Genomic DNA, 24,475 nt, shown 5'->3' with positions numbered 1-24,475 from the left:
AACATTCTTGGCATGGACACTTCCAGCGATCCTCGGCTGCTTGTACCACGGACTCAGGAGTAACCCCCACAAGGAGCCGCACACATGAGCATGAATCTGTCGCGCTTCGCTGCCCTGGCCTCCTCCCTCTTACTCGCCGCGGGCGCCACCCTGTTCGGCGCGGGCCAGGCGGCCGCCACCGCCCGGGCCGACTTCGGCTACGTCGCCCTCGGCGACTCGTACTCCTCCGGCGTCGGCGCCGGCAACTACGACGGCGCGAGCGGCAACTGCAAGCGCACCACCCGCGCCTACCCGGCCCTGTGGGCCGCCGCCCATTCCCCCCAGACCTTCTCCTTCACCGCCTGCTCGGGCGCTCGCACGGGTGATGTCCTCGCCAACCAGCTCGCCCCGCTCAACTCCGGCACCGACCTGGTCAGCATCACCATCGGCGGCAACGACGCCGGATTCTCCGACGTTATGACGACCTGCGTCCTCCAGTCCGAATCCACCTGCGTCAACCGCGTGAACCAGGCCAAGGCCTACGTGGACTCCACCCTCCCCGGCCAGCTCGACCAGGTCTACAACGCCATCGACAGCCGCTCGCCCGGCGCGCGCGTCGTCGTCCTCGGCTACCCCCGCTTCTACAAGCTGAACGGCACCTGCACCACTGGCCTGACCGAGGGCGAGCGGGCCGCCATCAACGGTGCCGCCGACTACCTCAACGCCGCCATCGCCAAACGCGCCGCCAACCACGGCTTCACCTTCGCCTCGGTCGCCGGCGCCTTCACGGGTCACGAGATCTGCTCCGGCGACGCGTGGCTGCACAGCGTCAACTGGCTGAACATCGGCGAGTCGTACCACCCGACCGCGGCCGGACAGTCCGGCGGCTACCTGCCGGTCTTCACGAACGCCGCCTGATCGGCCCGGTACTCCTGGTCCGCGCGGTTCTCCCCGTCCGCGCGGCCCGGCTGCCCCGTCCGACCCGTCCGGTCCATCCGGTCCGTCCGGTCCGTCCTGATGGTCGGATCCGGTTCGCCGGTCCCGGGAGCCGCCGGAGCGCTCGCCGTCGGCGAGGCCGGCGACGGACTCGGTCCGGGGGAGGGGGCCCCGCTCGTCGGGGTCTCCTCCCGGCACGTCACCGAGGTGGCCACCCACTGGGTGGCCACCTCGGCCGGTCCCCGCACCTCCAGCCGGACCGCATCCTCGAAGACCCCGTCCGGTTTGTGCGTGAGCTCCGTGTGCTCCAGCCGCCGGCTCCTCGGCCCGCCCTCCTCGTACGTGACGGAGCGCCAGTCGGGGCCGGACGTCCGCCCGCTCCGCGTGGCCCAGCGGTACTCCAGCACGACCGGGGTGCGCTCCACCTCGACGGTGGCCGTGAAGGCGGGCGCGTACGCGGCGGGCGGCGGGCAGCTGCCGGTGTAGGAGGAGCGCACGGTGTCCACGTACACCGAGACGTGCTGCCCCGCAGTGGCCGGGGCGGACGCCGACGCCGAGGCCGGCGGAGCCGTCGAAGGGGTCGTCGTGACGGTCTGGGCGGTGGTCGCCGAGCCGGTCGGTGCGCCGCCGTTCCCGCCGCCCTTCCCATGGGTGTTCTCGCGGTCCTTGAGCAGCAGCCACCCCACCGCGACCAGGGCCAGCAGCATCAGCACGATCCCGACCGTCAGCACCAGCCCGGCCCGGCTCTCGCGCGCCCCCGGCCCGGACGGGGCCGGTGGCGGCGGAGTCCCGTAGGGCGCCGCATGCGCCGCGTGCGGCGCGGGGTGCGGCTCGCCCGCCCCGTGCCCGTGGTGCGCCGCCGCGGCCGTCGGCGTGTCCGGCCCCGACACCGGTCCGCCAGGGGCCCGTACGGTCCCGCCCGCGCCCACCACGCGCAGCATCCGGGCCGCCTCCGCCGCGGGCAGCCGCTCGGCCGGGTCCTTGCGCAGCAGCCCGTCCAGTACGGGCTCCAGCGCACCGGCCCGGCGCGGCGGCGGCAACTCCGCGTCCACCACGGCCCGCAGGGTGTCCAGTGCGGTGGCCTGCCGGAAGGGCGAGACCCCTTCGACGGCGGCATAGAGCATGACCCCGAGTGCCCACAGGTCGGACTCGGGTCCCGGTTCGCGCCCCAACGCCCGCTCCGGCGCCAGGAATTCAGGGGAGCCGACCACCTCGCCCGTCATGGTGATCGCCGAGGAGCCCTCCAGGGTCGCGATCCCGAAGTCGCCGAGCACCACCCGGCCGTCGTTGGCGATCAGGACGTTGCCCGGCTTCACGTCCCGGTGCAGCACCCCCGAGTCGTGGGCGGAGCGCAGCGCGGCGAGCACCTGTTCCCCGATGTGCGCGGCCCGCTGAGGGGTCATCGGCCCCTCGGCCTCCAGTACGTCCGCCAGTGAGAGCCCGCGCACCAGCTCCATCACGATCCAGGGGCGTCCGCCCTCGGAGGCCACGTCGTAGACGGTGACCACCCCGCGGTGCGAGACCCGGGCCGCGGCCCAGGCCTCCCGCTCCAGCCGCCGGTACAGCCGCTCCAGTTCGGCGGGTTCCAGTCCGGCCGGCGCCCGTACCTCCTTGACGGCGACCTCGCGGGCGAGTACCTCGTCGCGGGCCCGCCACACGATGCCCATCCCGCCACGGCCGATCGGTTCGAGCAGCCGGTAGCGGCCTGAGATGACACGTTCGGAGTTCGATTGGTCACTCACGCGCGCCCCCGAGTGTGCTCCCGTGCGCCCGAGTGTCATCGGGCGATCACTCCAAGTTAGCGCAGTGTGGGCCAAGTGGCCCCTGTCGTGACGGGACTGGCGCAGAGGCCTTTCGCAGCGTGACGTCCATGCGGAGAGTAATCGGCGACTCCGTTGAGTAGTCGTCAACTCCCCGTCGCCGCAGGGGTAATTCACACCACCGGGATACCCGGGGGCGACGCGGGGGCGATAGGGTTAACCTGCCCGGGCCGGGTGCCCTCGTACGGGTGGGGAGAGAACATGGAACAGATAGCAATGCGCAGCAGGCCGCCTCGCGTGCCTGCCATCACGTGCGGCAGCAGTGCGACCAGCTCGCGCCTCGACCGCCACCTCGCCGTGCTGGGCGGTCCCGCCGTCCCGCACCGGGAGGCCGCCGAGGCGACGCTGCTGATGCGCGAGCTCACCTCCCGCGACCACACGCACCGCCTGCGGAGCCGGAGCGCGCGCGTCTCGCTCTTCGCGCCGCTGCGCCGTCTGCGTCGCACGCTCTTCGGCAGCCGCCGCTCGTAACCGTACCCGTACCGCAGCCGTCGGCCCTTGGCCTCCGGCTCCCCGGCCCTACCCGATCACACCGTCCCGGCGCAGTTCCGAGATCTGTGCGTCCGCCATCCCCAGGGCGCGCAGCAGGGACTCGGTGTGCTCGCCCAGCGCGGGCACCGCACCCATGTGCGGTGCCGCGCCGCCCGGCAGTCCGATCGGCGGCAGCAAGGCCCGCAGCGGACCGGCCGGTGAATCCACTTCCCGCCAGCGGTCCCGGGCCGCGAGTTGCGGATGCCCGGCCAGCTGGGCCACCGAGTTCAGCCGCGCGCACGCGATGCCCGCCGCCTCCAGCAGCCCGATCGCCTCGTCCGCGCCGAGCCGGCCCAGCGCCTCCGCCACCACCGCGTCGGTCTTCTCCCGGTTCCCGGTGCGCGCCGCGTTCGTCGCGTACGCCGGATCCTCGGCCAACTCGGGCCGTTCCAGGACCTGTTGCGCCAGGCGCCGCCACTCACGGTCGTTCTGCACCGACAGCAGCACCCGGTCCCCGTCCGCCGTCGCGTAGGCGTCGTAGGGCGCGATCACCGCGTGCGCGAGGCCGGTCCGCGCGGGCTGCTCCCCGCCGTGCATCGTGTGGTGCAGCGGATGGCCCATCCACTCGGCGAGCGCGTCCAGCATGGACACCTCCACCCGGCCCCCGCGCCCGGTGACCCCGCGGCGCAGCAGAGCGGCCAGGACCCCCGAGAAGGCGTACATGGCAGCCGCGATGTCCGCCGCCGGGATGCCCGCCTTGACCGGCCGCTCCGGGGTGCCGGTCACCGAGACCAGGCCCGCCTCGCACTGCACGAGCATGTCGTAGGCGCGCTTGTGGGCGTACGGGCCCTCGGCGCCGTAGCCGGAGACGTCCACGGCGACCAGCCGGGGGTACCGCGCGCACAGCGCGGCCGAGTCGAGCCCCAGCCGGGCCGCGGCCCCCTGCGCGAGGTTCTGCACGAAGACGTCGGCCCCGGCCAGCAGTCCGTGCAGGACCTCCCGGCCGCGCGGGTCCTTCAGGTCGAGCGCGATCGACTCCTTGCCCCGGTTGGCCCACACGAAGTGCGAGGCGAGGCCGTGCGCGGCCGTGTCGTAGGCACGGGCGAAGTCGCCGCCGTCGGGACGTTCGACCTTGATCACCCTGGCGCCCAGGTCGGCGAGCTGACGGGTGGCGAAGGGGGCCGAGACGGCCTGTTCGACGGCGACGACGGTGATGCCGTCCAGGGGGAGCGGTTCGGTAGCCATGGGCCCTGCCTACCGGGTCGACGGGCAGCTGTCACCACGCCGGCGGCGATGCGCGCCATTGATCACATATGACGGCCGCTACCGGGCGCCGTGCGCGAACCGGCGCGTGGCCAGCGGTACGAACAGCGCGAGGAGCAGCCCCGACCACAGCAGCGCCCCGGCCACGGGGTGCGCCGCGGGCCAGGCGGCGCCCGCCGCGGCCTCGCCCCCGGCGTTCCCGCACAGGGCGCGCACGGCGGTGGCGACCGCGCTGATCGGGTTCCACTCGGCGACCGCCCGCAGCCACCCGGGCAGCCCCGCGGTCGGCAGGTACGCGCTGGAGAGCATCGGCAGGACGAAGGTGGCGCTGCCGAGCTGGCCGGCCGCCTCCTCGCTGCTGCTCAGCAGGCCGAGGTACGTGCCCACCCATGCGGTGGCGAAGCGGAACAGCAGCAGCACGCCCAGGGCCCCCAGCGCGCCGGGCAGGCCGTTCTCGATGCGCCAGCCCATCAACAGCCCCACCAGCATCAGCGGCACCATCGACACGCCGGTGGTCAGCAGATCGGCGGCCGTCTGCCCGAGAGGTACGGCGGTGCGGCTCATCGGCAGGGTCCGGAAACGGTCCATCACCCCGCGGTGGGCGTCCTGCGCGGCCGTGAACATGCCGGTCATCAGACCGTTCGCGGCGGTGGCGGCCAGCAGCCCGGGGACCAGGAACTCCCGGTACTCCGCGCCCGGCATGGCGAGCGCGCTGCCGAAGACGTAGCCGAAGAACAGCAGCATGGTGATGGGCATGGTCTGGGTGAGGACCAGCAGCGCCGGGGCGTGCCGGGCCTTCTGGAGCTGGCGGGTGAGGACGGCTCCGCCGTCGGACAGCAGGGTGCTCATGCGGCGTACTCCTGGTCGTCGGCGCCGGTATCGGCGCCGGTATCGGCGTTGGCGTCGGGGTTGGCGGAACGGGCCTGGGTGAGGCGCAGGAACACCTCGTCGAGGGTGGGCGGGCGCAGGGTCGCGTCCGTGACCGGGACCCCGGCGGTGTCGAGCTCGCGGATGATCCGCGGCAGGGTGAGGGCGCCGTCGAGGACGGTGACGCCGACGGTCAGCCGCTCCTCGTCGAGCACGGGCCGGCCGCCGGTGAGCTGGTCGAGCACGGCGGCGGCGCGGGCGAGCGCCCCGCGCTGCGCGACGGTGACCTCGGCGCGGGCGCCGATCCGGGCCTTCAGCCGGGCCGGAGTGCCGGTGGCGGCGACGCGGCCGCGGTCGACGACCACGATCTCGCCGGCCAGCCGGTCGGCCTCCTCCAGGTACTGGGTGGTGAGCAGCACCGTGGTGCCCTCCTCGGAGAGCCGGCGCACCGCCGTCCAGATCTGCTCGCGGGCCGCCGGGTCCAGGCCGGTGGTGGGCTCGTCGAGGAACAGCACCCGGGGGCGGGTGACCAGGCCGGCGGCCAGGTCCAGGCGCCGCTTCATGCCGCCGGACCAGGTGGCGGTCACCCGGTCGGCGGCCTCGCCGAGCCCGAAGCGCTCCAGCAGCTCGTCCGCGCGGGCCCGGCCCGCGGAGCCGCGCAGTCCGGTCAGCCGGGCGAAGAGGCGGAGGTTCTCCCGGCCGGTCAGGTCCCCGTCGACGGAGGCGTACTGCCCGGTGACGCCGATGGCGCGGCGGACGGCCGCGGGATCCCGGGTGACGTCGTGACCGGCGACGAGGGCGCGGCCGCCGGTGGGTGCGGTCAGCGTGGTCAGGATCCGGACGGCGGTGGTCTTGCCCGCGCCGTTGGGGCCGAGGAGGCCGCAGACCGTGCCCTCGGGGACGGCGAGGTCGAGGCCGCGCAGGGCGTGGACCTCCCCATAGCTCTTCTCCAGACCCTCACTAAGTACAGCGTACGTAGTTGTCATGTGCGTCACCGTACCTCACTACGTACGGTGTACGTAACTAAGATGGTGGGGAGACGACGAGGTGATCTGAGCCATGACAGCCGGCGGGCGACCCGCTGAACCCGAAGTGATCTGGTCCCGCCCCCAGCGGGCCGGCCGCGGCCCCAGGCCCGCGCACAGCCGCGAGTCCATCGCGTCCGAGGCGGTGCGCATCGCCGACGAGGAGGGGATCGAGGTCGTCTCCATGCGCCGCGTGGCGGCCGGGATCGGCGCGGGGACGATGTCCCTCTACAACTACGTGCCGCGCAAGGAGGACCTGTACGAGCTGATGGTCGACGCGGTCAGCGGGGAGTACGAGTTCCCCGCGCCGACCGGCGACTGGCGGGCCGACCTGCTCGCGCTGGCCCGCCGGACGCGCGCGCTGATGCACCGCCATCCCTGGCTGCCGCGCCTGCTGAGCCCCGTCTACGGCTTCGGTCCCAACGCCCTGCGCTACCTGGAGTACAGCCTGGACTGCCTGGCTCCGCTCGACGCGCCGGACGGCGAGAAGCTGGAGCTCGTCGCCGCCGTCAACGGGACCGTCGCGACCTACGTGGCCAGCGAGCTGGCACTGGCCGAGCGGGCCCGGTCGCTGCCCTGGGGCGAGGCGGAGGAGCAGCGCGTACGGACGGCCTGGCTCGGCTCCCGGCTGGCCACCGGGGAGTATCCGCGGCTGGCGGCGGCCCTCGGTGGCGGCGGCCCGGTCCCGGGCGCCGGGCTCGACATGGCCCTGGTCTTCGACCGTACGGTGTCCCGGCTGCTGGGGGCCTGGGGACCCTAGGGGGTGCCAGGCGTCGCGCACCAGGCGAAACTTTGCGGACACGCCCAAGGGGGTGTCGTGCCGATCAGGCCGGGCTCGCGCCCTCCTCGGATCCTCAGAGGAGGGCGAACTGCCCGCCCGGGCCCTCCTCCTGGTGGTCCAGCACCGAAGCGGGGCGCCGGGCCCAGGCCGGCGGCGGCAGCACCCCGGCCGCGCGCAACGCCTCCGCCGACAGCACCGGCCCGGGCTCGAACGCGGCCCGCTCCGGGGCAAGTTCGGCCAGCAGTGCCAACGTGGTCACCAGGGCGAGCAGCTCCGAGGTCCAGCTCTGCGGCCACTCGGCCGGCCCCAGCGCGGCCAGACCGTCGGCGTCCGGACCCCGGTGTGCGGTGCGGGCGGCGAACCAGGCCGGCAGCACCCGCACGCCCTGCGCCTCGTACTCCCAGGCCCCGGCCGGCACGGGGGAGACCGTCCCGCTCCCGAGGCTCAGCGTCTCGCTCTCGGCGTCGTACGCGAGCTCCCGCGGCCAGCCCGCGACCGCCGAGCGCACGTACGGGCGGCGCCCGCCGGGCAGCCGGGGCGGCTCACCGCCGCGCGCGCCGCGCAGCTGCACGCTCAGCAGTCGGTGCCCCAGCTCCAGCCCGGCCCGCCAGTGCTCGGAGCCGGCGGCGAGCGGGACCTCGTACCCGCGCGGGCCCGGGCGGCCCGCCGCGAGGATCCAGCACAGGACGTCCTCGGGGGTGACCCGGCCGCCGTGGCGCGCACCGAGCAGGGGCAGCAGGCCGGGGGCGAGATTCGGCTCGGCGCCGCCGGGACGCCGGTGAAGGGGGCGGATCCGGCCGAGGCGGCCGACCGGGAGGTGCGCGGTGACCAGCGGATCCGGGGTCTCGACGAGGAACAGCTGGTGCTCGTCCCGCACCCGCCAGAGCTCGGGGCGGGCCGCGTCGATGAGCCGCTGGTCGGGCAGCAGCCACTGCTCGTCGAAGGGCTCGCGGAGCACCCGTACGGGGTCGGGGCAGGGGCCCGGGGCGTCGGCGAAACGGGCCGTGGCCGCCGAGCGCTGCCCCGGCAGGGCGGCCGCCCCGGCGTCGGGCCTGCGGCTGCGGCTCGGCCGGAACAGCCGCTCCCGCTCGGCGCCTTCGGAGCCGGTCAGGGCAGCCCAGCGGGCGCGCAGGGCCGCCGGATCGGGTGCGGCCACCCAGTCCCGGCCCAGGCGCAGGCCGCCCACGGACCAGGGCATCAGATCCTCGATCAGCGGTACGTCTTCGCTCACGCCGCCGATGGTAGCGACGGGATCCGATGGCCGGGCTACGTCCAGGCCGAAGAGCTAGGCTCCTTATGTACGCATACGTACGGTATCGACTGAGGAGGCGGTCATGAGCCAGTACGACGAATACACGACCCCGTCACAGGCCGAGGGCGAGCGCCTCGACGAGGACATGGACGAGGTCCAGCGCAAGCAGCGGCACCCCCAGACGATGCGGACCACGCCGTCCCAGGCGGAGGGCGAACGCACCAGGGAGGACGACGAGAAGTAGTCGCGCGGAGTCGCAGAGGCGCCGGAGGGCGTCAGAGGGCGTCAGAGGGCGTCAGAGGTTCGTCAGAGGTTCGTCAGAGGGGACGCCGGAGGAGCGGCGTCAGTGCGCGTCGACCGTCACGGTGAAGGAGAACCGGTCGCCCCGGTAGCGGATCCGGGCCACGTCCACCACCCGGCCGTCCTCGTCGTACGTGACGCCCGTGTAGTGCAGGATCGGGCTCAGCAGCGGCACCTGGAGCAGCTCGGCCGTCTCAGGGTCGGCCAGCCGGGCCTCCACGGTGTCCGTGATCCGGCTGATGCGGACCCCCACGATGTCACGCAGGACCTTCGTCATCGGCCAGCGTTCGAGATCGGCGAGATCCACCGCCTCGGCGAACTCCGGGAGGACGGCGTTCTCCGCCCAGTTCGTCGGCTCGCCGCTCTCCCGGTCGTGACGCAGGCGGCGGTACGTGACCACCTCGGCCGTGTCCGGGAAGTGCTCCAGCAGTTCCCCGGACACGGCCGTGCGGCCGTGCCCGAGGATCGTCGTGCGGTCGCCCGACTGCTGGGCCACGATCGCGTCGACCGAGCCCAGCAGCCGGACCGGGGCGCTGCGCAGCGCGCCCGGCTCGATGAAGGTGCCGCGCCGACGGTGCCGGCTGATCAGGCCCTCGCCCTCCAGCTCCTTGAGCGCCTGCCGCATGGTCAGCACGCTCACCCCGTAGTGCCCGGCCAGCTGCTCCTCGGTGGGCAGGCGCAGCGAGGCGTCCGGGGTGCGCCCCAGTATCGAGGCGCGCAGTGACTGCGACACCTGGTACCAGAGCGGCAGCTTCCGGTTCAGTACCAGCGAGTCGGGGGCGAAGGCGGTCACGGGTGGATCTCCGAAGGCTGGGCAGGGGTGGCGTGCGGCGCATGCAGGGTACGGGTACGGGTACGCGTACGAGTACGGCGCATGCAGCGTATGCAGTGCAGGTCAGGCGCGGAAGTGGCGCTGCAGACCCTGCCACACGTCGTCGTAGCCGCGCTGGAGGTGATCGGCGCCGGCCGCCTGCGCGGTGGCGGTGATCGGCCAGCGGGTCTCGAACATGAAGGCCAGGCCGTCGTCGATCTTCTGCGGCTTCAGCTCGGCCGCACTCGCCCGCTCGAAGGTCTCGTGGTCGGGTCCGTGCGCGGACATCATGTTGTGGAGCGAGCCGCCGCCAGGGACGAAGCCCTCGGCCTTGGCGTCGTAGGCCCCCTCGATGAGGCCCATGTACTCGCTCATCACGTTGCGGTGGAAGTAGGGCGGACGGAAGGTGTCCTCACCGACCAGCCAGCGCGGGGCGAAGACCACGAAGTCCACGCCCGCCAGCCCGGGGGTGTCGGAGGGCGAGGTCAGGACCGTGAAGATCGACGGGTCGGGGTGGTCGTAGCTGATCGAACCCAGGACGTTGAAGCGGCGCATGTCGTACACGTACGGGACGTGGCTGCCGTGCCAGGCGACCACGTCGAGCGGGGAGTGGTCGTAGGTGGCCGACCAGAGGTTGCCGCAGAACTTGTTGATCACCTCGGTCGGGCGCTCGCTGTCCTCGTACGCGGCGACGGGGGCCTGGAAGTCCCGCGCGGCGGCGAGACCGTTGGCGCCGATCGGGCCCAGGTTCGGCAGCTCGAAGGGCTGGCCGTAGTTCTCGCAGATGTAGCCGCGGGCGTCGGCGTCGAGCAGCTCGACGCGGAAGCGGATGCCGCGGGGGATGAGGGCCATGTCGCCCGGGCGGGCGGCGAGCAGGCCCAGCTCGGTGCGCAGGAGCAGTCCGCCGCGCTCGGGGACGATGAGCAGCTCGCCGTCGGAGTCGCTGAACACCCGGTCGGTCATGTCGGCGTTGGCGGCGTAGAGGTGGATGGCCATGCCGGCGCGCTGGGCGGCGTCGCCGTTGCCGCCGAGGGTCCACAGGCCGGAGAGGAAGTCGGTGCCGGGGGCCGGGTCGGGCAGCGGGTTCCAGCGGAGCCGGTTCGGGTCCGCCACGGACTCGGTGAAGGGCGCGGAACGCAGGGCCCCGTTGTCGATCCGGGTGAAGGGCGGGTGCGCGGCCGAGGGGCGGATCCGGTAGAGCCAGGAGCGCCGGTTGTGGGTGCGGGGCTCGGTGAAGGCGCTGCCGCTGAGCTGCTCGGCGTAGAGGCCGAGGGGTGCGCGCTGGGGCGAGTTCCGGCCGATCGGCAGGGCGCCGGGGACGGCCTCCGAGCTGTGCTCGTTGCCGAAGCCGGTGAGGTACTCCAGTGCCTCTGCCGTCTTCCTGGCCTGCTCGCTCATGTGCTGCTCCCGCTCCGTCGAAGGAATCCTATGGTCGACAGTAGGATTCCGCGGCTCGCACGTCAACGGCGAACCCGTGCCCGGTCCGGAGATCGGCGGGAAAGGCCGGAAATGGGGGAAGGGTCGACGGGCATGCGGACGGAGCTGCCGAACACGGATTCGGTCGAGGGGGATCCCAAAAGATGAACATTGCTCTACTCTCACGCGCATGTCGTGGACCCGCAGGTTCCCTGCCGTGCCGGCGGCGCTCCTCGCCGCCCTTCTCGCCCTCCTGTCCCTCCTCGTCGCGGCGCCCGCCGCCAGCGCGCACGAGGAGCGCCCGATCACCCTCCCGGACGGCTCCGGATCGGTACCCGTGTACCGCACGGCGGAGCCCGACCTGATCGTCTGCAAAACCGACCGGCCCGCCTTCGAGCGCCGGATATCCGCCTTCCCCGAAGAGCTCAGGCAGCGCAACCTCGCCCTGTACGAACGGTGCGAGCAGAGCGGCTACCGGCACCTGCAGGAGGCGGTCGACGCCGTCGACCGGCCCGGGATGAACATCGCGATCCTCCCCGGCCTGTACGAGGAGGAGCCCTCGCTCCCCACGCCGACAGGGGAGTGCGCCGCGCTCAAGGCCCCCCAGTCCTCGCTCGGCTACCAGATCCTGTCCTACGAGCAGCAGGTGCAGTGCCGGCACAACCAGAACCTCGTCGCCATCCTCGGCAAGACGGACCTGCAGATCGAGGGCACGGGCGCGTCACGGCTCGACGTGGTCGTCGACGCCAAGTACCAGAAGCTGAACGCCATCCGCGCGGACAAGTCCAACGGCATCTACTTCCGCAACTTCACCGCCCAGCGCACCACCTTCAACTCGCTGTACGTGCTCGCGGGCGACGGCTTCGTCATCGACGACGTGCTGACCCGCTGGAACGACGAGTACGGTTTCCTGACCTTCGCCAGCGACCACGGGCTCTACAAGAACTGCGAGTCGTACGGGAACGGCGACTCCGGCATCTACCCGGGCAGCGCCTCGAACATCAACGACGGCCGCGGCTACGAGGTCCCCCGGTACTCCATCGAGATCACCGGCTGCCGCAGCCACCACAACATGGTCGGCTACTCCGGCACCGCGGGCGACTCGGTGTGGGTGCACGACAACGAGTTCGACCAGAACATGGGCGGCGCCTCGATGGACAGCGCCTTCCCCGGCCACCCCGGACTGCCGCAGAACCACGCCAAGTTCGAGCGGAACCTGATCCACGACAACAACCAGGACTACTACGGGTACGTCGCCGACGGCACCTGCGCCAAACCGCCGATCGAACGCGGCTACGAACGGGGCGTGGTCTGCCCGCAGATCTCCATGCCGCCAGGCACCGGCATCATCACCGCGGGCGGCAACTGGAACCTCTACGAGAACAACTGGGTGTACGGGCACCGGCGTGCGGGCTTCTTCCTCAGCGCGGTCCCCGCCTTCATCCGCGGTGAGGAGGCGTGGTCGAAGCAGACCGACACCTCCCACCACAACCGGTACGCCGGGAACGTCATGGGCAAGGACAAGTCCGGCGTCGCCCGCCCCAACGGCATGGACGTGTGGTGGGACGGCCAGGGGCGCGCCAACTGCTGGCAGGACGGACCCGACGGCTCCACCCCCGGCGCGGTCCCGCAGTGCGGTGACCGCCGGGGCGAGGTCTCGGGGGCGTCCGCCCGCCTGGTCGGCGAACCGGTCAAGCTGGCCCAACTCCTCGTCTGCGCGGACTACAACGTCCAGGCGCGCAAACTCCCGTCCGGCTGCGACTGGTACGGCGCGCGCGGACTGGAGCGGGTGGAGACCCAGCTCGCGCTGGCCGTGGCCGCGGTGCTGCTGCTCGTCGGCGGCGTCCTGTGGTGGCGCCGCCTGCGCGGCTCCCGGCTGGGCACGGCCGCCACGCTGGCCGGGCTGGCGGGCCTGGTCCTGGACGTGGCGGGCTCCACCATGCCCCTGACCGCCACCTTCGTCCCGGCACTCGCCCTCCTCCTGCTCGGCCTGTGGTGGACGGGCGCCGGCCTGGTGCTGCGCGCCGACCGCCCCTGGTTGGCTCGCCTGACCCTGCTGCTGGCCGGGCTCACCCTGCTGGACGCCTTCGACAAGGCCGTCCTGATGATCCCCTGGACCCCTCTGAGCCCCGCCTGGGCACGGGCCCTGGTCGCCGTGATCTGGGTCCTGTGGGCGGTGGTGGCCTCGGCCCGCCCGGGCACCCCGGCCCGCCCGTCCGGCCCGGGCGGCGACCCCGCGGGCGACCGCGCCCCGGCCCCCTCCGACCCCGCCCCGGCGCTGAGCGCGGCCGCCCCCGAGCCCCCGGCGACCCCGGACCCCGCGCCGTGACCCCCGCCCACGCCGCCCCGACCACAGGAGGCCAGCCGTGACCGACCGGCCCGACGACGACAACCGGTGCGACGCCTGCGGTACGCCGCCCCGCGCGGCCCGCAGGCTCCGCCGGACCGCCCGCGCCGCGGCCCTGCTCGCCCTCGCCCTGCTCCTCGCGGGCGGCGCGGCGACGGGCTGCGGCGGGCGGGCCACCACCCACCACAAGCCCGGCACCAGCCACGAGCAGGCCTCCGGCGGCGTGGGCACCCTGCTCACTGCCACCGACGCCGCCGGCCACCGGCTCCGCGAGGTCCCGGCCCAGGGCGCGCCGGAGGTCCAGCTGACCGTCCGCCCGGACTCGGAGGACGGCTGGAACCTCCAACTGGCGGTGACGAACTACCGCTTCACCCCCGACAGCACCGGCGGCGCCGCCCTCCCGGGCGCGGGCCACGCGCATCTGGAGCTCGACGGACGCAAGCTGGCCCGGCTGTACGGCCCCTGGTTCCACCTGCCCGCGGCGCAGGTCCCCGAGGGCACGCACACCCTGACCGTCCGCCTCTACGCGGACGACCACACCGCCTGGGCGGTCTCGGGCAAGCCGGTCGAGGGCACGGCACAGCTCACCGCCACCACCCCGGGCCAGCCGGGCGGCCACAGCCACGGGGACACGCCGCCGCCGAGCCGGCCCGCGGCGCCGGAGCAGGCCGACCGCACGGTCACCATCACCGTCCGGGACGGCAAGGTCAGCCCGGCCCCCGCCCGCACCGAGCTGCGGCGCGGAGAGCGCGTGGCCCTGCGCGTCACGAGCGACCGCGCGGACACCCTGCACGTCCACGGCTACGACAAGGAACTGGCCCTGCCGGCAGGCCAGGAGGCCACCCTGATCCTCACGGCCGACCGCACGGGCCTCTTCGAGGTCGAGACCCACGCGTCCAGCCTCGTCCTGACCCAACTCCTCGTCCGATGACCCCACCCCGCCCCGAACCCAGCCCTCTGCCCAGAACCGAGCTCGGGCCGACGCCTGGGCCCACAACCCAGCCGACACCGGGCCCTGCACCCGTACCGGGTCCTGTTCCCGCAGCGGGTCTTGCGGCTGGGCCTGGACCCGTACCTGGTCTTGCGGCTAGGCCTGGGCCTGTACTGGGCCCTGGACCTGTACCAGGACCCGTGCCTGGGCCCGCGACCCGGCCGGCACGGCCAGGCGTCCCGCCCGCGTTCCCGAACGGTGTCCCGCCCCGGCCGTCCGGACCTGGGCCGGAGTCCGGGCGGCCGGGCCGTGTCGCCGACGGGACATCGCCCCGGGCGGGGAGATGGTGAGCCCGCTCGGGCCGGATCTCGCCCCGGGCGCCGGCGAGGGGGGCCACGGCCAGGGCGTGGTCCTTCACCCGGCCGATCCGCTCGCCTCGCTCGCGCACGGGATCGGGTCCCAGCACGATCTGCCGATCTCTCCCTTCTATGCCTTCGCCGGTGCCTTCGCCGCGCTGTTCGTCTCCTTTCTCGCGCTCGGCCTGCTCTGGTCCACCTCCCGCTTCCGCGGAGCGCGCTCGGGCCTCGCCCTGCCCGCCGCCCTCCAGCGGGTGGCCGACGCGCCCGCCACCCGAACCGCCCTGCGCGGACTGGGGCTCGCCGCCGCGGCGGCCGTCCTGCTCCACCTCCTCCTCGGTCCCGACGACCCCGCGCACAACCCCGCTCCCGGCGCCGTCTACGTCCTCCTCTGGGTCGGACTCGTGCCCGCCTCCCTCCTCCTCGGCCCCGTCTGGCGCCTGCTCAACCCGCTCCGCACCCTGCACCGTCTGCTCTCCCGCGCCCTGCCCCGCCGCGGCCCCGGCCACCTCCTCCCCGCCCGGCTCGGTCAGTGGCCCGCCGCCGCCGGACTGTTCGGCTTCACCTGGCTCGAACTCGTCGCTCCTGATCCCGCATCCACCACCACCCTCCTGATCGCGGTCACCGCCTACGCCACCGCCCAACTCCTGCTCGCCGCCCGCTTCGGCGAGCGCTGGTTCGACGACGGCGACGCCTTCGAGGCGTACTCCGCCCTCTTCGCCCGGCTCGCCCCCCTCGGCCGTCGCAGCGACGGCCGCCTCGTTCTCCGTAACCCCTTCCACGGACTCGACGCGACACCCGAGCGGCCCGGACTCGTCGCCACCGTCTGCGTCCTGCTCGGCTCCACCGCCTACGACGGCTTCTCCGACAACCCCTCGTGGATCAACGCCGTACAGACCTCCCCCCTCGGCCGCATCCCCTCGGCCACACTCGGACTGCTCGGCTCCATCGCCCTCGTCGCCACCCTCTACTGCCTCTGCGCCGCCGCCACCCGCCTCGTCAGCGGCCCGCACCCCGGCCCGCTGACCGCCTTCGCGCACTCACTCGTACCGATCGCGCTCGGCTATCTCATCGCCCACTACTTCTCCCTCCTGGTAGTCGAAGGACCACGCACAGTAAGCATGGCACTCGGCACTGACAACGCCCCCGAACCCGTGCCACCGCTGGGTCCCGGCGGCCTCGCCGCTCTCCAGGTCATCGCCGTCGTCACCGGTCACGTCCTCGGTGTCGTCGCGGCCCATGACCGGTCCGTGCGGCTCTTCCCGCCCGCGAAGGCGGTGGCCGGACAGCTGCCGCTGCTGGCGCTGATGATCGCTTACACCGTCGGAGGGCTCAGTCTTCTGCTGAACTGAGCCCCCCACGGAACCGAGAAGCGAGGAGCGGCATGATGGACCACGTGCCTCCCGCCCACTCCCTGCGCCGAACGCCGATCCAGCAGCGCAGCGCCGACCGGCTCGCCCGGATCCTCGACGCCTGCGCCGAGCTGCTGGACGAGACCGGGTACGAGAACCTCAGCACCCGTGCCGTGGCCCTGCGCGCCGGCGTGCCGATCGGTTCCGTCTACCGCTTCTTCGGCAACAAGCGGGCCATGGCCATCGCCCTCGCCCACCGCAACCTGGACCGCTACGTCGACGGCATCGCGGACCGGCTCGCCGACCTCCCCGCCACCCACTGGCGGCCCGTCGTGGACGCGGTACTGGACGAGTACCTGGCCATGAAGCGCAGTGTTCCCGGCTTCGCGCTCGTCGACTTCGGTGTGCCCGCGCCTCCGGCCGAGGGGCCGGAGGCGGATCCCAACCATCAGGTCGCCGACCGGCTGACGGAACTGCTCGCCGCGCATCTCGCCCTGACCCCGGACGCCGCCCTGGAGCGGGCCGTCCTCGTCGCGGTCGAGGCCACGGACGCGCTGATACAACTCGCCTTCCGGGCCGACCCGGCCGGGGATCCCGGCATCGTCGCCGAGACCCGGGCGATGATGCACGCGTACCTGGCCCGCGTGCTGGACTGACCCCTTCCGGCTCCGGTTCCGGTGTCGATGCCGATGTCGTTGCCTCTGCCGGGCCCGGGAGCGGTGCCGGCCGTCACCCGTACCCACTCGGTCCCGCACACCTCTCCCCTCCATGCGTACCGGTCGGTATGCTCGTTGCACTCCGTGTGCCCGTGCCCGTGCCGCAGACCGCCGCCCCTGGAGGGCCCATGTCCCGCACCGCCCTGCGTATCTGCCCCCTCTGCGAAGCCACCTGCGGCCTCACCCTCACCCTTGCGGACGGCGCGGTCTCCGGAGCCCGTGGTGACCGCGAGGACGTCTTCAGCCGCGGCTTCATCTGCCCCAAGGGGGCTGCGTTCGGAGCACTCGACTCCGACCCCGACCGGCTGTGGGGTCCCCTCGTCCGCCGCGACGGCCGATTGCGGGAGTCCACCTGGGAGGAGGCCTTCGAGGCCATCGCGGCCGCCGTCCCCGGCCTGGTCCAGGAGTACGGGGCCCAGTCGGCCGGGGTCGTACTCGGCAACCCGAACGTCCACACCATGGCCGGCGCCCTCTACCCGCCCCTGCTCCTCAAGAGCCTCGGCACCCGCAACCTCTTCACCGCCAGCACCCTCGACCAGATGCCCAAGCACGTGTCCAGCGGGCTGCTCTTCGGCGACCCCTTCGCCATCCCGGTCCCCGACCTCGACCGGACCGACTTCCTGCTGCTCCTGGGCGCGAACCCGGTCGAGTCCAACGGCTCCCTGTGCACCGCCCCCGACTTCCCGGGCCGGCTCAAGGCCCTGCGCGCCCGCGGCGGCACCCTGGTCGTCGTCGACCCGCGCCGTACGCGCACCGCCGCGCTCGCCGACCGCCACCTCGCGCCTCGCCCCGGCAGCGACGCGCTGCTGCTTGCCGGCCTCGCGCACACCCTGATCGAGGAGAAGCTCGCCGACCCCGGAGCGCTGGAGGAACACTGTGACGGCATCGGGGAACTCGGCGCCGCGCTCGGGAGTTTCACTCCTGAGGCCGTCGCACCCGCATGCGACCTCACCGCTGCCGAGATCCGCACCCTCGCCCGCGAGCTCGCGGCCGCACCCACCGCCGCCGTCTACGCCCGCATCGGCAGCTGCACCGTCGAGTTCGGCACGCTCGCGAGCTGGCTGGTCGACGTACTGAACATCCTCACCGGCAACCTCGACCGGCCGGGCGGAGCCCTCTTCCCGCTCTCCGCGACGGCCCCCGCGGGCCGCCCTGCGGGCCCGGGCAAGGGGTTCGCCCTCGGGCGCTGGTCGAGCCGGGTCGCCGGCCACCCGGAGGCCAAGGGCGAACTGCCCATGGCCGCCCTCGCGGAGGAGATCGAGACCCCGGGTGACGGGCGGATCCGGGTCCTGCTGGCCATCGCCGCCAACCCGGTCCTGTCCGCACCCGACGGCGATCGGCTGGACCGGGCGCTGGCCGGGCTGGACTTCATGGTCTCGGTCGACCCCTACCTGAACGAGACCTCGCGCCACGCCCACGTCGTCCTGCCACCGCCGCCGCCCTCCCAGAGCGCGCACTTCGACTTCGCGTTCAACGGGTTCGCCGTGCGCAACCAAGCCCGCTATTCGCCCGCCGCCCTCCCGCTCGCGGACGGGCGCATGGACGAGTGCGAGATCCACGCGCGCCTGATCCTCGCGGTCTCCGGGCTGCACGGAGCGCCGCCGGGGGCCGTCGACGAGCGCGTCATCGCCGACAGCCTTGCCCGGGCCGTCACCGATCCCCACTCACCGCTCCACGGCGGCGACCCGCAGGAGCTGGCCCGCCGGCTGACCGGCCGCACCGGCCCCGAGCGGCGCCTCGACCTGATGCTGCGCACCGGCCCGTACAACCTGACGCTCGACGACCTGCGGCAGGCGCCGCACGGCATCGACCTCGGCCCGCTGCGGTCCCGGCTCCCGGGCGTGCTGAAGACCCGCAGCGGCAGGATCGAGCTGCTCCCGGACCCGATCGCGGCCGAGCTCCCCAGGCTGCGCGGGGCGCTCGCCGACCGCCCCGCCGCCCTGGTGCTCGTGGGCCGCCGCCATCTGCGGTCCAACAACAGCTGGTTGCACAACGTCCCGGCCCTCACCGGAGGTTCCAACCGCTGCACTCTTCAGGTCCATCCGCAGGACGCGGACCGGCTCGGCCTCGTCGACGGAGGGCAGGCCAGGATCACCGCCGACGGCGGGAGCCTGGACGTGCCCGTCGAGGTCACCGACGCCATCCGCAGCGGCGTGGTGAGCCTTCCGCACGGCTGGGGCCACGACCGGGCCGGCTCACGGCTGTCGGTGGCCGCCGCGGCGCCCGGCGCGAACGTCAACCAGCTGCTCGACGGCACCCGCATGGACCGGCTGTCCGGCACGGCAGTGCTCAACGGCTTCCCCGTCGAGCTCACACCACTGCCCTGAGCTGGGGTTTTGCTCGTATTGCTCACGCGCAGACGTCTTGTTGGCGCACCGAGGGGGCACCTACCTTCCCCACATGCTGACCTTCCTCGGCTTCGCCATGATCGCGACATTCCTGGTCCTGATCATGATGAAGAAAATGTCGCCCATCGCGGCGCTCGTCCTCATCCCCGCACTCTTCTGCGTGTTCGCAGGGAAGGGCGCGCACCTCGGCGACTACGTCATCGAAGGCGTCGGCAAGCTCGCCCCGACCGCCGCCATGCTGATGTTCGCCATCGTCTACTTCGGCGTGATGATCGACGTCGGCCTGTTCGACCCGATCGTCCGCGGCATCCTGCGCTTCTGCAAGGCGGACCCGATGCGGGTGGTGGTCGGCACCGCCGTCCTCGCCGCGATCGTGTCGCTCGACGGCGACGGATCAACCACCTTCATGATCACGGTCTCGGCCATGTATCCCCTCTACAAGCGGCTCGGCCTGAGCCTGGTGGTGATGACGGGCGTCGCGGCCACGGCCAACGGCGTCATGAACACCCTGCCCTGGGGCGGTCCGACCGCGCGCGCCGCCACCGCCCTCAAGCTCGACGCCGCCGACATCTTCGTCCCGATGATTCCGGCGCTCGCGGTGGGCCTGCTCTTCGTTTTCGTCCTGGCGTACGTCCTCGGTGTGAAGGAGCGCCGCCGGGTCGGCACGCTGGTGCTGCCCGGCCAGGCGGCGGCGCCGGAGGCCGCCGAGGCGGAGCTGGTCCCGGCCGCGCCCGGCACGTCCGCCGCGGCCGTCGCAGCCGTCGCCGAGATGACGTCCACGTCCGTCGAGGGGGCCGCCGGATCCACCGATTCCGCGGGTTCCGCGGCCTCCACCGCAGGTCCGGCCGCCGGCGCCCCGCACGGGAACGGTTCCGCCCCCGCGCCGGAGGACGGTTTCCAGGGCCTGGACCCCGACCGCCCCACCCTGCGGCCCCGTCTCTACTGGTTCAACGCCGGCCTCACCGTGGCCCTCCTCACCGCCATGATCATGGAGCTGCTGCCCATCCCGGTGCTGTTCCTGCTCGGCGCCGCCCTCGCCCTCACCGTCAACTTCCCGCACATGCCCGACCAGAAGGCCCGGATCGCCGCCCATGCCGACAACGTCCTGAACGTCGCCGGCATGGTCTTCGCCGCCGCCGTCTTCACCGGGGTCCTCACCGGCACCGGAATGGTCAAGCACATGGCCGACTGGCTCGTCGGCGCCATCCCCGAGGGCATGGGCCCGCACATGGCACTGGTCACCGGCCTGCTCAGCCTGCCGCTCACCTACTTCATGTCCAACGACGGCTTCTACTTCGGCGTCCTGCCCGTCCTGGCCGAGGCCGGCGCCGCCCACGGGGTCTCCCCGCTCGAGATCGCCCGTGCCTCCCTCGTCGGCCAGGCCCTGCACATGTCGAGCCCACTGGTTCCGGCCGTCTACGTCCTCGTCGGCATGGCCAAGGTCGAGTTCGGCGACCACACCCGATTCACCGTGAAATGGGCGGCCCTGACCTCACTCGTGGTCCTCGCGGCAGGGATGCTTTTCGGCATCATCTGAAATCCGGTGCCCTCTGGCCGGTAAAAACTACCGGCGCTAGTTTGTAGGGTGTTCGCGAGGTCGGATCTACGCGCTCGTGCGTGCTCGGGAGGAATGCCATGAAGGCCCACGACGGGATGTACATCGACGGCGCGTGGCGGCCCGCCGTCGGCAGCGATCTGATCGAGGTCGTGAACCCGGCCGACGGCCAGGTCATCGCCCAGGTCCCGGCCGGTGCCGAAGAGGATGTGGACGCGGCCGTACGCGCGGCCCGTGCGGCCCTCCCCGGCTGGGCAGCCACGGCCCCGGCCGAACGGGCCGCCCTGATCGGCGCGCTCCGCGACGCACTGCTGGCCCGCACGGGCGAGCTGACCGAGACCATCACCGCCGAGCTCGGGTCCCCGCTCGGCTTCTCGAAGGCGGTCCACGTCGGAGCGCCGATCGCCGTGGCCACCTCCTACGCCGAACTCGCCTCCTCGTACGCCTTCGAGGAGCGGGTCGGGAACTCCACCGTGCTGCTGGAGCCGATCGGGGTGGTCGCGGCCATCACGCCCTGGAACTATCCGCTGCACCAGGTCGTTGCAAAGGTGGCGCCCGCTCTCGCCGCCGGCTGCACCCTCGTCCTCAAGCCGGCCGAGGACACCCCGCTGACCGCACAGCTCTTCGCCGAAGCCGTGCACGAGGTGGGCATCCCGGCCGGAGTCTTCAACCTGGTGACCGGTACCGGTCCGGTCGCCGGCCAGGCCCTCGCCGCGCACGAGGGAGTCGACCTCGTCTCCTTCACCGGCTCGACCGCGGTCGGCAAGCAGATCGGCGCCACGGCCGGGGCCGCCGTCAAGCGGGTCGCGCTCGAACTGGGCGGCAAATCGGCCAATGTCATCCTGCCCGGGGCCGACCTGGTCAAGGCCGTCGCGGCAGGCGTCGGGCACGTCATGAACAACAGCGGCCAGAGCTGCAACGCGCTGACCCGGATGCTCGTCCACCGGGACCACTACGAGGAGGCCGTCTCGCTCGCGGCCGCCGCCGTCGCCGACTACCCCACCGGCGACCCCCGCGAGGCCGGTGTCCGCGTCGGCCCGGTCGTCAACGCCAAGCAGCACGAGCGCGTCCGCGGTTTCATCACCAAGGGCCTGGAGGAAGGCGCGCGCCTTGTCGCCGGCGGGCCCGACGCGCCGCTGGAGCAGGGGTACTTCGTGGCGCCGACGGTGTTCGCCGACGTCACGCCCGACATGACCATCGCCCAGGAGGAGATCTTCGGCCCGGTGCTGTCGATCCTCCGCTACGAGGAGGAGGAGGAGGCTCTCAGCATCGCCAACGGCACCGTCTACGGCCTGGGCGGCGCCGTCTGGGCCGCCGACGACGCGACGGCGGTGGCCTTCGCGCGCCGGATGGACACCGGGCAGGTGGACATCAACGGCGGCCGCTTCAACGTGCTCGCGCCCTTCGGCGGCTACAAGCAGTCGGGTGTCGGCCGCGAGCTGGGCGCGCACGGCCTGGCGGAGTACCTCCAGACCAAGTCCCTGCAGTTCTGACCCCACCGCCCGACCCGCCAGAGCTGCCGCACCCGCCCGAGCTGCCGCACTCGCCCCGCACCGGAAAGACGAGATGACGACCATGGTCCGCGCCGCTGTCCTGCCCGCCGTCGGAGCCCCGCTGGAGATACGGGACATCGTGCTGCCGGATCCCGGCCCTGGGCAGGTCCGGGTGCGGCTCGCCGCCGCCGGCGTCTGCCACTCCGACCTGTCCCTCAGCAATGGCACCATGCGGGTTCCCGTGCCCGCCGTCCTCGGCCACGAGGGCGCGGGCACGGTCCTCGCGGTGGGGGAGGGCGTCACCCACGTCGCCCCCGGTGACGGCGTGGTGCTCAACTGGGCCCCGTCCTGCGGAGAGTGCCACCACTGCACGATCGGTGAGGTCTGGCTCTGCGCCACGGCGCTCACCGGGGTCGGGGCCGTCTACGCGCACGACGCGCAGGGCACCCCGCTGCACCCCGGGCTGAACGTGGCCGCCTTCGCCGAGGAGACCCTCGTCGCGGCCAACTGTGTGCTGCCCGCCCCCGCCGGGATCCCGCTCGCCGAGGCCGCCCTCCTGGGCTGCGCCGTCCTCACCGGCTACGGGGCCGTCCACCACAGCGCCCAGGTCCGCCCGGGCGAGTCGGTGGCCGTCTTCGGAGCCGGCGGGGTCGGCCTGGTGGCCCTCCAGGCCGCCCGGATCGCGCAGGCCGGCCCGGTCATCGCCGTCGACGTGTCCCCGGCCAAGGAGGAACTGGCCCGCGCGGCCGGGGCCACCGAGTTCGTGCTGGCCTCCGACACCACCGCCCAGCAGATCCGCGCGCTGACCGGCGGTCAGGGCGCCGACGTCGCCGTCGAGTGTGTCGGCCGGGCCGAGACCATCCGGGGCGCCTGGGAGTCGACCCGGCGCGGCGGCCGCACCACGGTCGTCGGCATCGGCGGCAAGGAGCAGCGGGTCACCTTCCACTCCATGGAGATCTTCCACTTCGCCCGCACCCTCACCGGCTGCGTCTACGGCAACAGCGACCCGGCCCGCGACCTCCCGGTGATCGCCGAGCACGTCCGCGCGGGCCGCCTCGACCTCGGCGCCCTGGTCACCGACCGCATCACGCTCGACGGCATTCCGGCCGCCTTCGACGCCATGCTGGCGGGCAAGGGCGGCCGCTCCCTGGTCGTCTTCCAGCCGTAGGGCACCGCGCGGCGCCGCCACGGAGCGCTCACCCGCCCGCCACCGGGAGGGCGGGGTCGCGCGGCCCGAGCCGGTCCCACGCGCTGTAGTCCCGCAACGTGATGTTCTCGGCGGTCCTACGGGCGATCCTGGCCGCCATGTCCTTGCCCGGCAGATACGGCATGACCTTGTAGTAGCGGTTGAGGAGCGTGGCCGTCAGGCGGCTCCCGGGAACCATGAGCCTGGCGACGCCGTCGCCCATCTTCTGGCAGCCCGCCGCGTACTCCCGCAGTTCGGCCTCGTAGCGGGCGAAGGCGCCACGGTGGTCTCCGCGTGCCGCGGCCAGCTCGCCGGCCAGCACGTACGCGCCGACCAGGGCGAGTCCCGTACCCATGCCGGACAGGGACGAGGGGCAGTAGGCGGCGTCGCCGAGCAGGGCGACCCGGCCGCGGCTCCAGGAGTCCATACGGACCTGCCCGACCGAGTCGAAGTAGAAGTCGGGCGCGTACCGCATGTCCTCCAGCAGCCGGTCGCTCTCCCACCCGTTGCCCGCGAACTGCTCGGCGAGGACGGCCTGTTGCCGCGCGACCTCGCGCCGGTCGAGGTCCAGGAGCGGGGAGGCGAAGTAGAAGACGGCCTTGGCCTCGGCGTTGTGGCGGGCGCTGTACATCGCGACGAGCCTGCCCGCGGTGCGGTAGGCGTGTCCGGTGTGGTCGAGCCCGAGCCGGTTGGCCGTGGTGAAGATCGCGCAGTGGACACCGAGGTGCCGTACGAACCGCTCCTCCGGGCCGAACGCCAGGCGGCGGGTGGTGGAGTGCATCCCGTCCGCGCCGATCACCAGGTCGAACCGGCGCGGCGCGCCACGCTCGAAGGTGACGGTCACGCCCTCGGCGTCCTCGGTGAGCGAGGTCACGGAATCCCCGAAGACGTACTCGGTGTGCGGGGCGGTCGCTTCGTAGAGGATCCGCGCCAGGTCGCCGCGGAGGATCTCGACGTCTCCCGCGAACAGATCGGCGGGCAGCTTCGCCTGCGGCTTTCCGGCCTTGTTGACGTACGCCATGGAGCCCATGCCGGTCCGGGCCTGTTCGACCGCCTCCAGGATGCCCATGCCACGGAGGACGGACAGGTGGGCCTCGCCGCGGAAGTCGACGGCGTAGCCCCCGTCGCGGAGGGCGGGCGCGCGTTCCACGACCGTGGTGGTGAAGCCGTACCGGTGGAGCCAGTGGGCGAGCGCGGGGCCGGCGACGGAGGCGCCGGAGATCAGTACGCTGATGTTCTTCGTCTCTGTGGTGTTCATGCGGTGAGCTTC

Annotated in this window: 20 protein-coding genes; 12 read left to right on the top strand and 8 right to left on the bottom strand. The window is 73.1% G+C overall.

Annotated elements, in window-relative coordinates:
• Positions 1-90: 90 nt before the first annotated feature.
• On the top strand, positions 91-897 hold the full coding sequence (locus ACZ4YL_RS15205; protein WP_468116800.1) for an SGNH/GDSL hydrolase family protein: 807 nt from the start codon (positions 91-93) through the stop codon (positions 895-897).
• Here the strand turns inward: ACZ4YL_RS15205 and ACZ4YL_RS15200 are convergent.
• Entirely contained in the window at positions 867-2,657 is a 1,791-nt protein-coding gene (locus tag ACZ4YL_RS15200; protein WP_468116754.1) for a serine/threonine-protein kinase, read from the bottom strand. The two genes, ACZ4YL_RS15205 and ACZ4YL_RS15200, sit on opposite strands and share 31 nt — an antisense overlap.
• Positions 2,658-2,936: 279 nt before the next feature.
• On the opposite strand from ACZ4YL_RS15200, the gene ACZ4YL_RS15195 reads away from it, so the two are divergent.
• Entirely contained in the window at positions 2,937-3,206 is a 270-nt protein-coding gene (locus ACZ4YL_RS15195; RefSeq protein WP_172671376.1) for a hypothetical protein, read from the top strand.
• 48 nt (positions 3,207-3,254) lie between these two features.
• Here ACZ4YL_RS15195 and ACZ4YL_RS15190 read toward each other — a convergent pair whose 3' ends face one another.
• From ACZ4YL_RS15190 to ACZ4YL_RS15180, 3 genes are all read right to left on the bottom strand, one after another.
• Entirely contained in the window at positions 3,255-4,451 is a 1,197-nt protein-coding gene (locus ACZ4YL_RS15190) for a CaiB/BaiF CoA transferase family protein (RefSeq protein ID WP_468116752.1), read from the bottom strand.
• 78 nt (positions 4,452-4,529) lie between these two features.
• On the bottom strand, positions 4,530-5,318 hold the full coding sequence (locus ACZ4YL_RS15185; RefSeq protein ID WP_468116750.1) for an ABC transporter permease: 789 nt from the start codon (positions 5,316-5,318) through the stop codon (positions 4,530-4,532).
• A complete protein-coding gene (locus ACZ4YL_RS15180; RefSeq protein ID WP_468116749.1) occupies positions 5,315-6,322 on the bottom strand; it encodes an ATP-binding cassette domain-containing protein in 1,008 nt (335 codons plus the stop codon). The genes ACZ4YL_RS15185 and ACZ4YL_RS15180 overlap by 4 nt, the downstream gene beginning before the upstream one ends.
• Positions 6,323-6,395: 73 nt before the next feature.
• Between ACZ4YL_RS15180 and ACZ4YL_RS15175 the strand changes: the two genes are divergently transcribed.
• Positions 6,396-7,121 (top strand): TetR/AcrR family transcriptional regulator, encoded by a 726-nt coding sequence (locus tag ACZ4YL_RS15175; RefSeq protein ID WP_468116747.1) that lies wholly within the window; start codon positions 6,396-6,398, stop codon positions 7,119-7,121.
• 94 nt (positions 7,122-7,215) lie between these two features.
• Here ACZ4YL_RS15175 and ACZ4YL_RS15170 read toward each other — a convergent pair whose 3' ends face one another.
• Positions 7,216-8,340 (bottom strand): type ISP restriction/modification enzyme, encoded by a 1,125-nt coding sequence (locus ACZ4YL_RS15170; protein WP_468116798.1) that lies wholly within the window; start codon positions 8,338-8,340, stop codon positions 7,216-7,218.
• Between the two features lie 136 nt (positions 8,341-8,476).
• Between ACZ4YL_RS15170 and ACZ4YL_RS15165 the strand changes: the two genes are divergently transcribed.
• Positions 8,477-8,638: a hypothetical protein gene (locus ACZ4YL_RS15165; RefSeq protein ID WP_266598284.1), complete on the top strand. Its 162-nt coding sequence runs from the start codon at positions 8,477-8,479 to the stop codon at positions 8,636-8,638.
• Positions 8,639-8,737: 99 nt separating this feature from the next.
• Here ACZ4YL_RS15165 and ACZ4YL_RS15160 read toward each other — a convergent pair whose 3' ends face one another.
• Positions 8,738-9,487 carry a GntR family transcriptional regulator gene (locus ACZ4YL_RS15160; protein ID WP_351160822.1) on the bottom strand — a complete coding sequence of 250 codons (750 nt, stop codon included), beginning with the start codon at positions 9,485-9,487 and terminating at the stop codon, positions 8,738-8,740.
• Positions 9,488-9,589: 102 nt separating this feature from the next.
• Complete coding sequence (gene hmgA / locus ACZ4YL_RS15155) at positions 9,590-10,903, bottom strand: homogentisate 1,2-dioxygenase (protein WP_356790786.1); 1,314 nt, start codon at positions 10,901-10,903, stop codon at positions 9,590-9,592.
• A gap of 208 nt (positions 10,904-11,111) precedes the next feature.
• On the opposite strand from hmgA, the gene ACZ4YL_RS15150 reads away from it, so the two are divergent.
• The 8 genes from ACZ4YL_RS15150 (at position 11,112) to ACZ4YL_RS15115 (ending at position 23,187) form a co-directional block, all read left to right on the top strand.
• Positions 11,112-13,250, top strand: coding sequence for a right-handed parallel beta-helix repeat-containing protein (locus ACZ4YL_RS15150; protein ID WP_468116746.1), 2,139 nt, complete (start codon positions 11,112-11,114; stop codon positions 13,248-13,250).
• A gap of 133 nt (positions 13,251-13,383) precedes the next feature.
• Positions 13,384-14,199, top strand: coding sequence for a cupredoxin domain-containing protein (locus tag ACZ4YL_RS15145; RefSeq protein ID WP_468116797.1), 816 nt, complete (start codon positions 13,384-13,386; stop codon positions 14,197-14,199).
• 343 nt (positions 14,200-14,542) lie between these two features.
• Entirely contained in the window at positions 14,543-15,907 is a 1,365-nt protein-coding gene (locus ACZ4YL_RS15140) for a hypothetical protein (RefSeq protein WP_468116745.1), read from the top strand.
• 35 nt (positions 15,908-15,942) lie between these two features.
• Complete coding sequence (locus ACZ4YL_RS15135; RefSeq protein ID WP_468116795.1) at positions 15,943-16,563, top strand: TetR/AcrR family transcriptional regulator; 621 nt, start codon at positions 15,943-15,945, stop codon at positions 16,561-16,563.
• Between the two features lie 188 nt (positions 16,564-16,751).
• The gene (locus tag ACZ4YL_RS15130; protein WP_468116743.1) at positions 16,752-18,950 is read left to right on the top strand and encodes a molybdopterin oxidoreductase family protein; all 2,199 of its coding nucleotides are present in this window, start codon (positions 16,752-16,754) and stop codon (positions 18,948-18,950) included.
• Positions 18,951-19,023: 73 nt separating this feature from the next.
• Positions 19,024-20,508: a CitMHS family transporter gene (locus tag ACZ4YL_RS15125; protein ID WP_468116742.1), complete on the top strand. Its 1,485-nt coding sequence runs from the start codon at positions 19,024-19,026 to the stop codon at positions 20,506-20,508.
• Positions 20,509-20,606: 98 nt separating this feature from the next.
• Entirely contained in the window at positions 20,607-22,019 is a 1,413-nt protein-coding gene (locus ACZ4YL_RS15120; protein WP_468116741.1) for an aldehyde dehydrogenase family protein, read from the top strand.
• A gap of 82 nt (positions 22,020-22,101) precedes the next feature.
• The gene (locus tag ACZ4YL_RS15115; protein ID WP_468116794.1) at positions 22,102-23,187 is read left to right on the top strand and encodes a Zn-dependent alcohol dehydrogenase; all 1,086 of its coding nucleotides are present in this window, start codon (positions 22,102-22,104) and stop codon (positions 23,185-23,187) included.
• A gap of 28 nt (positions 23,188-23,215) precedes the next feature.
• Here ACZ4YL_RS15115 and ACZ4YL_RS15110 read toward each other — a convergent pair whose 3' ends face one another.
• Positions 23,216-24,463, bottom strand: coding sequence for an FAD-dependent monooxygenase (locus ACZ4YL_RS15110; RefSeq protein ID WP_468116739.1), 1,248 nt, complete (start codon positions 24,461-24,463; stop codon positions 23,216-23,218).
• Positions 24,464-24,475: the final 12 nt, after the last annotated feature.

Source organism: Streptomyces sp. NPDC030021 (assembly GCF_055574035.1).
This window is presented reverse-complemented; position numbering and strand designations above follow the sequence as displayed.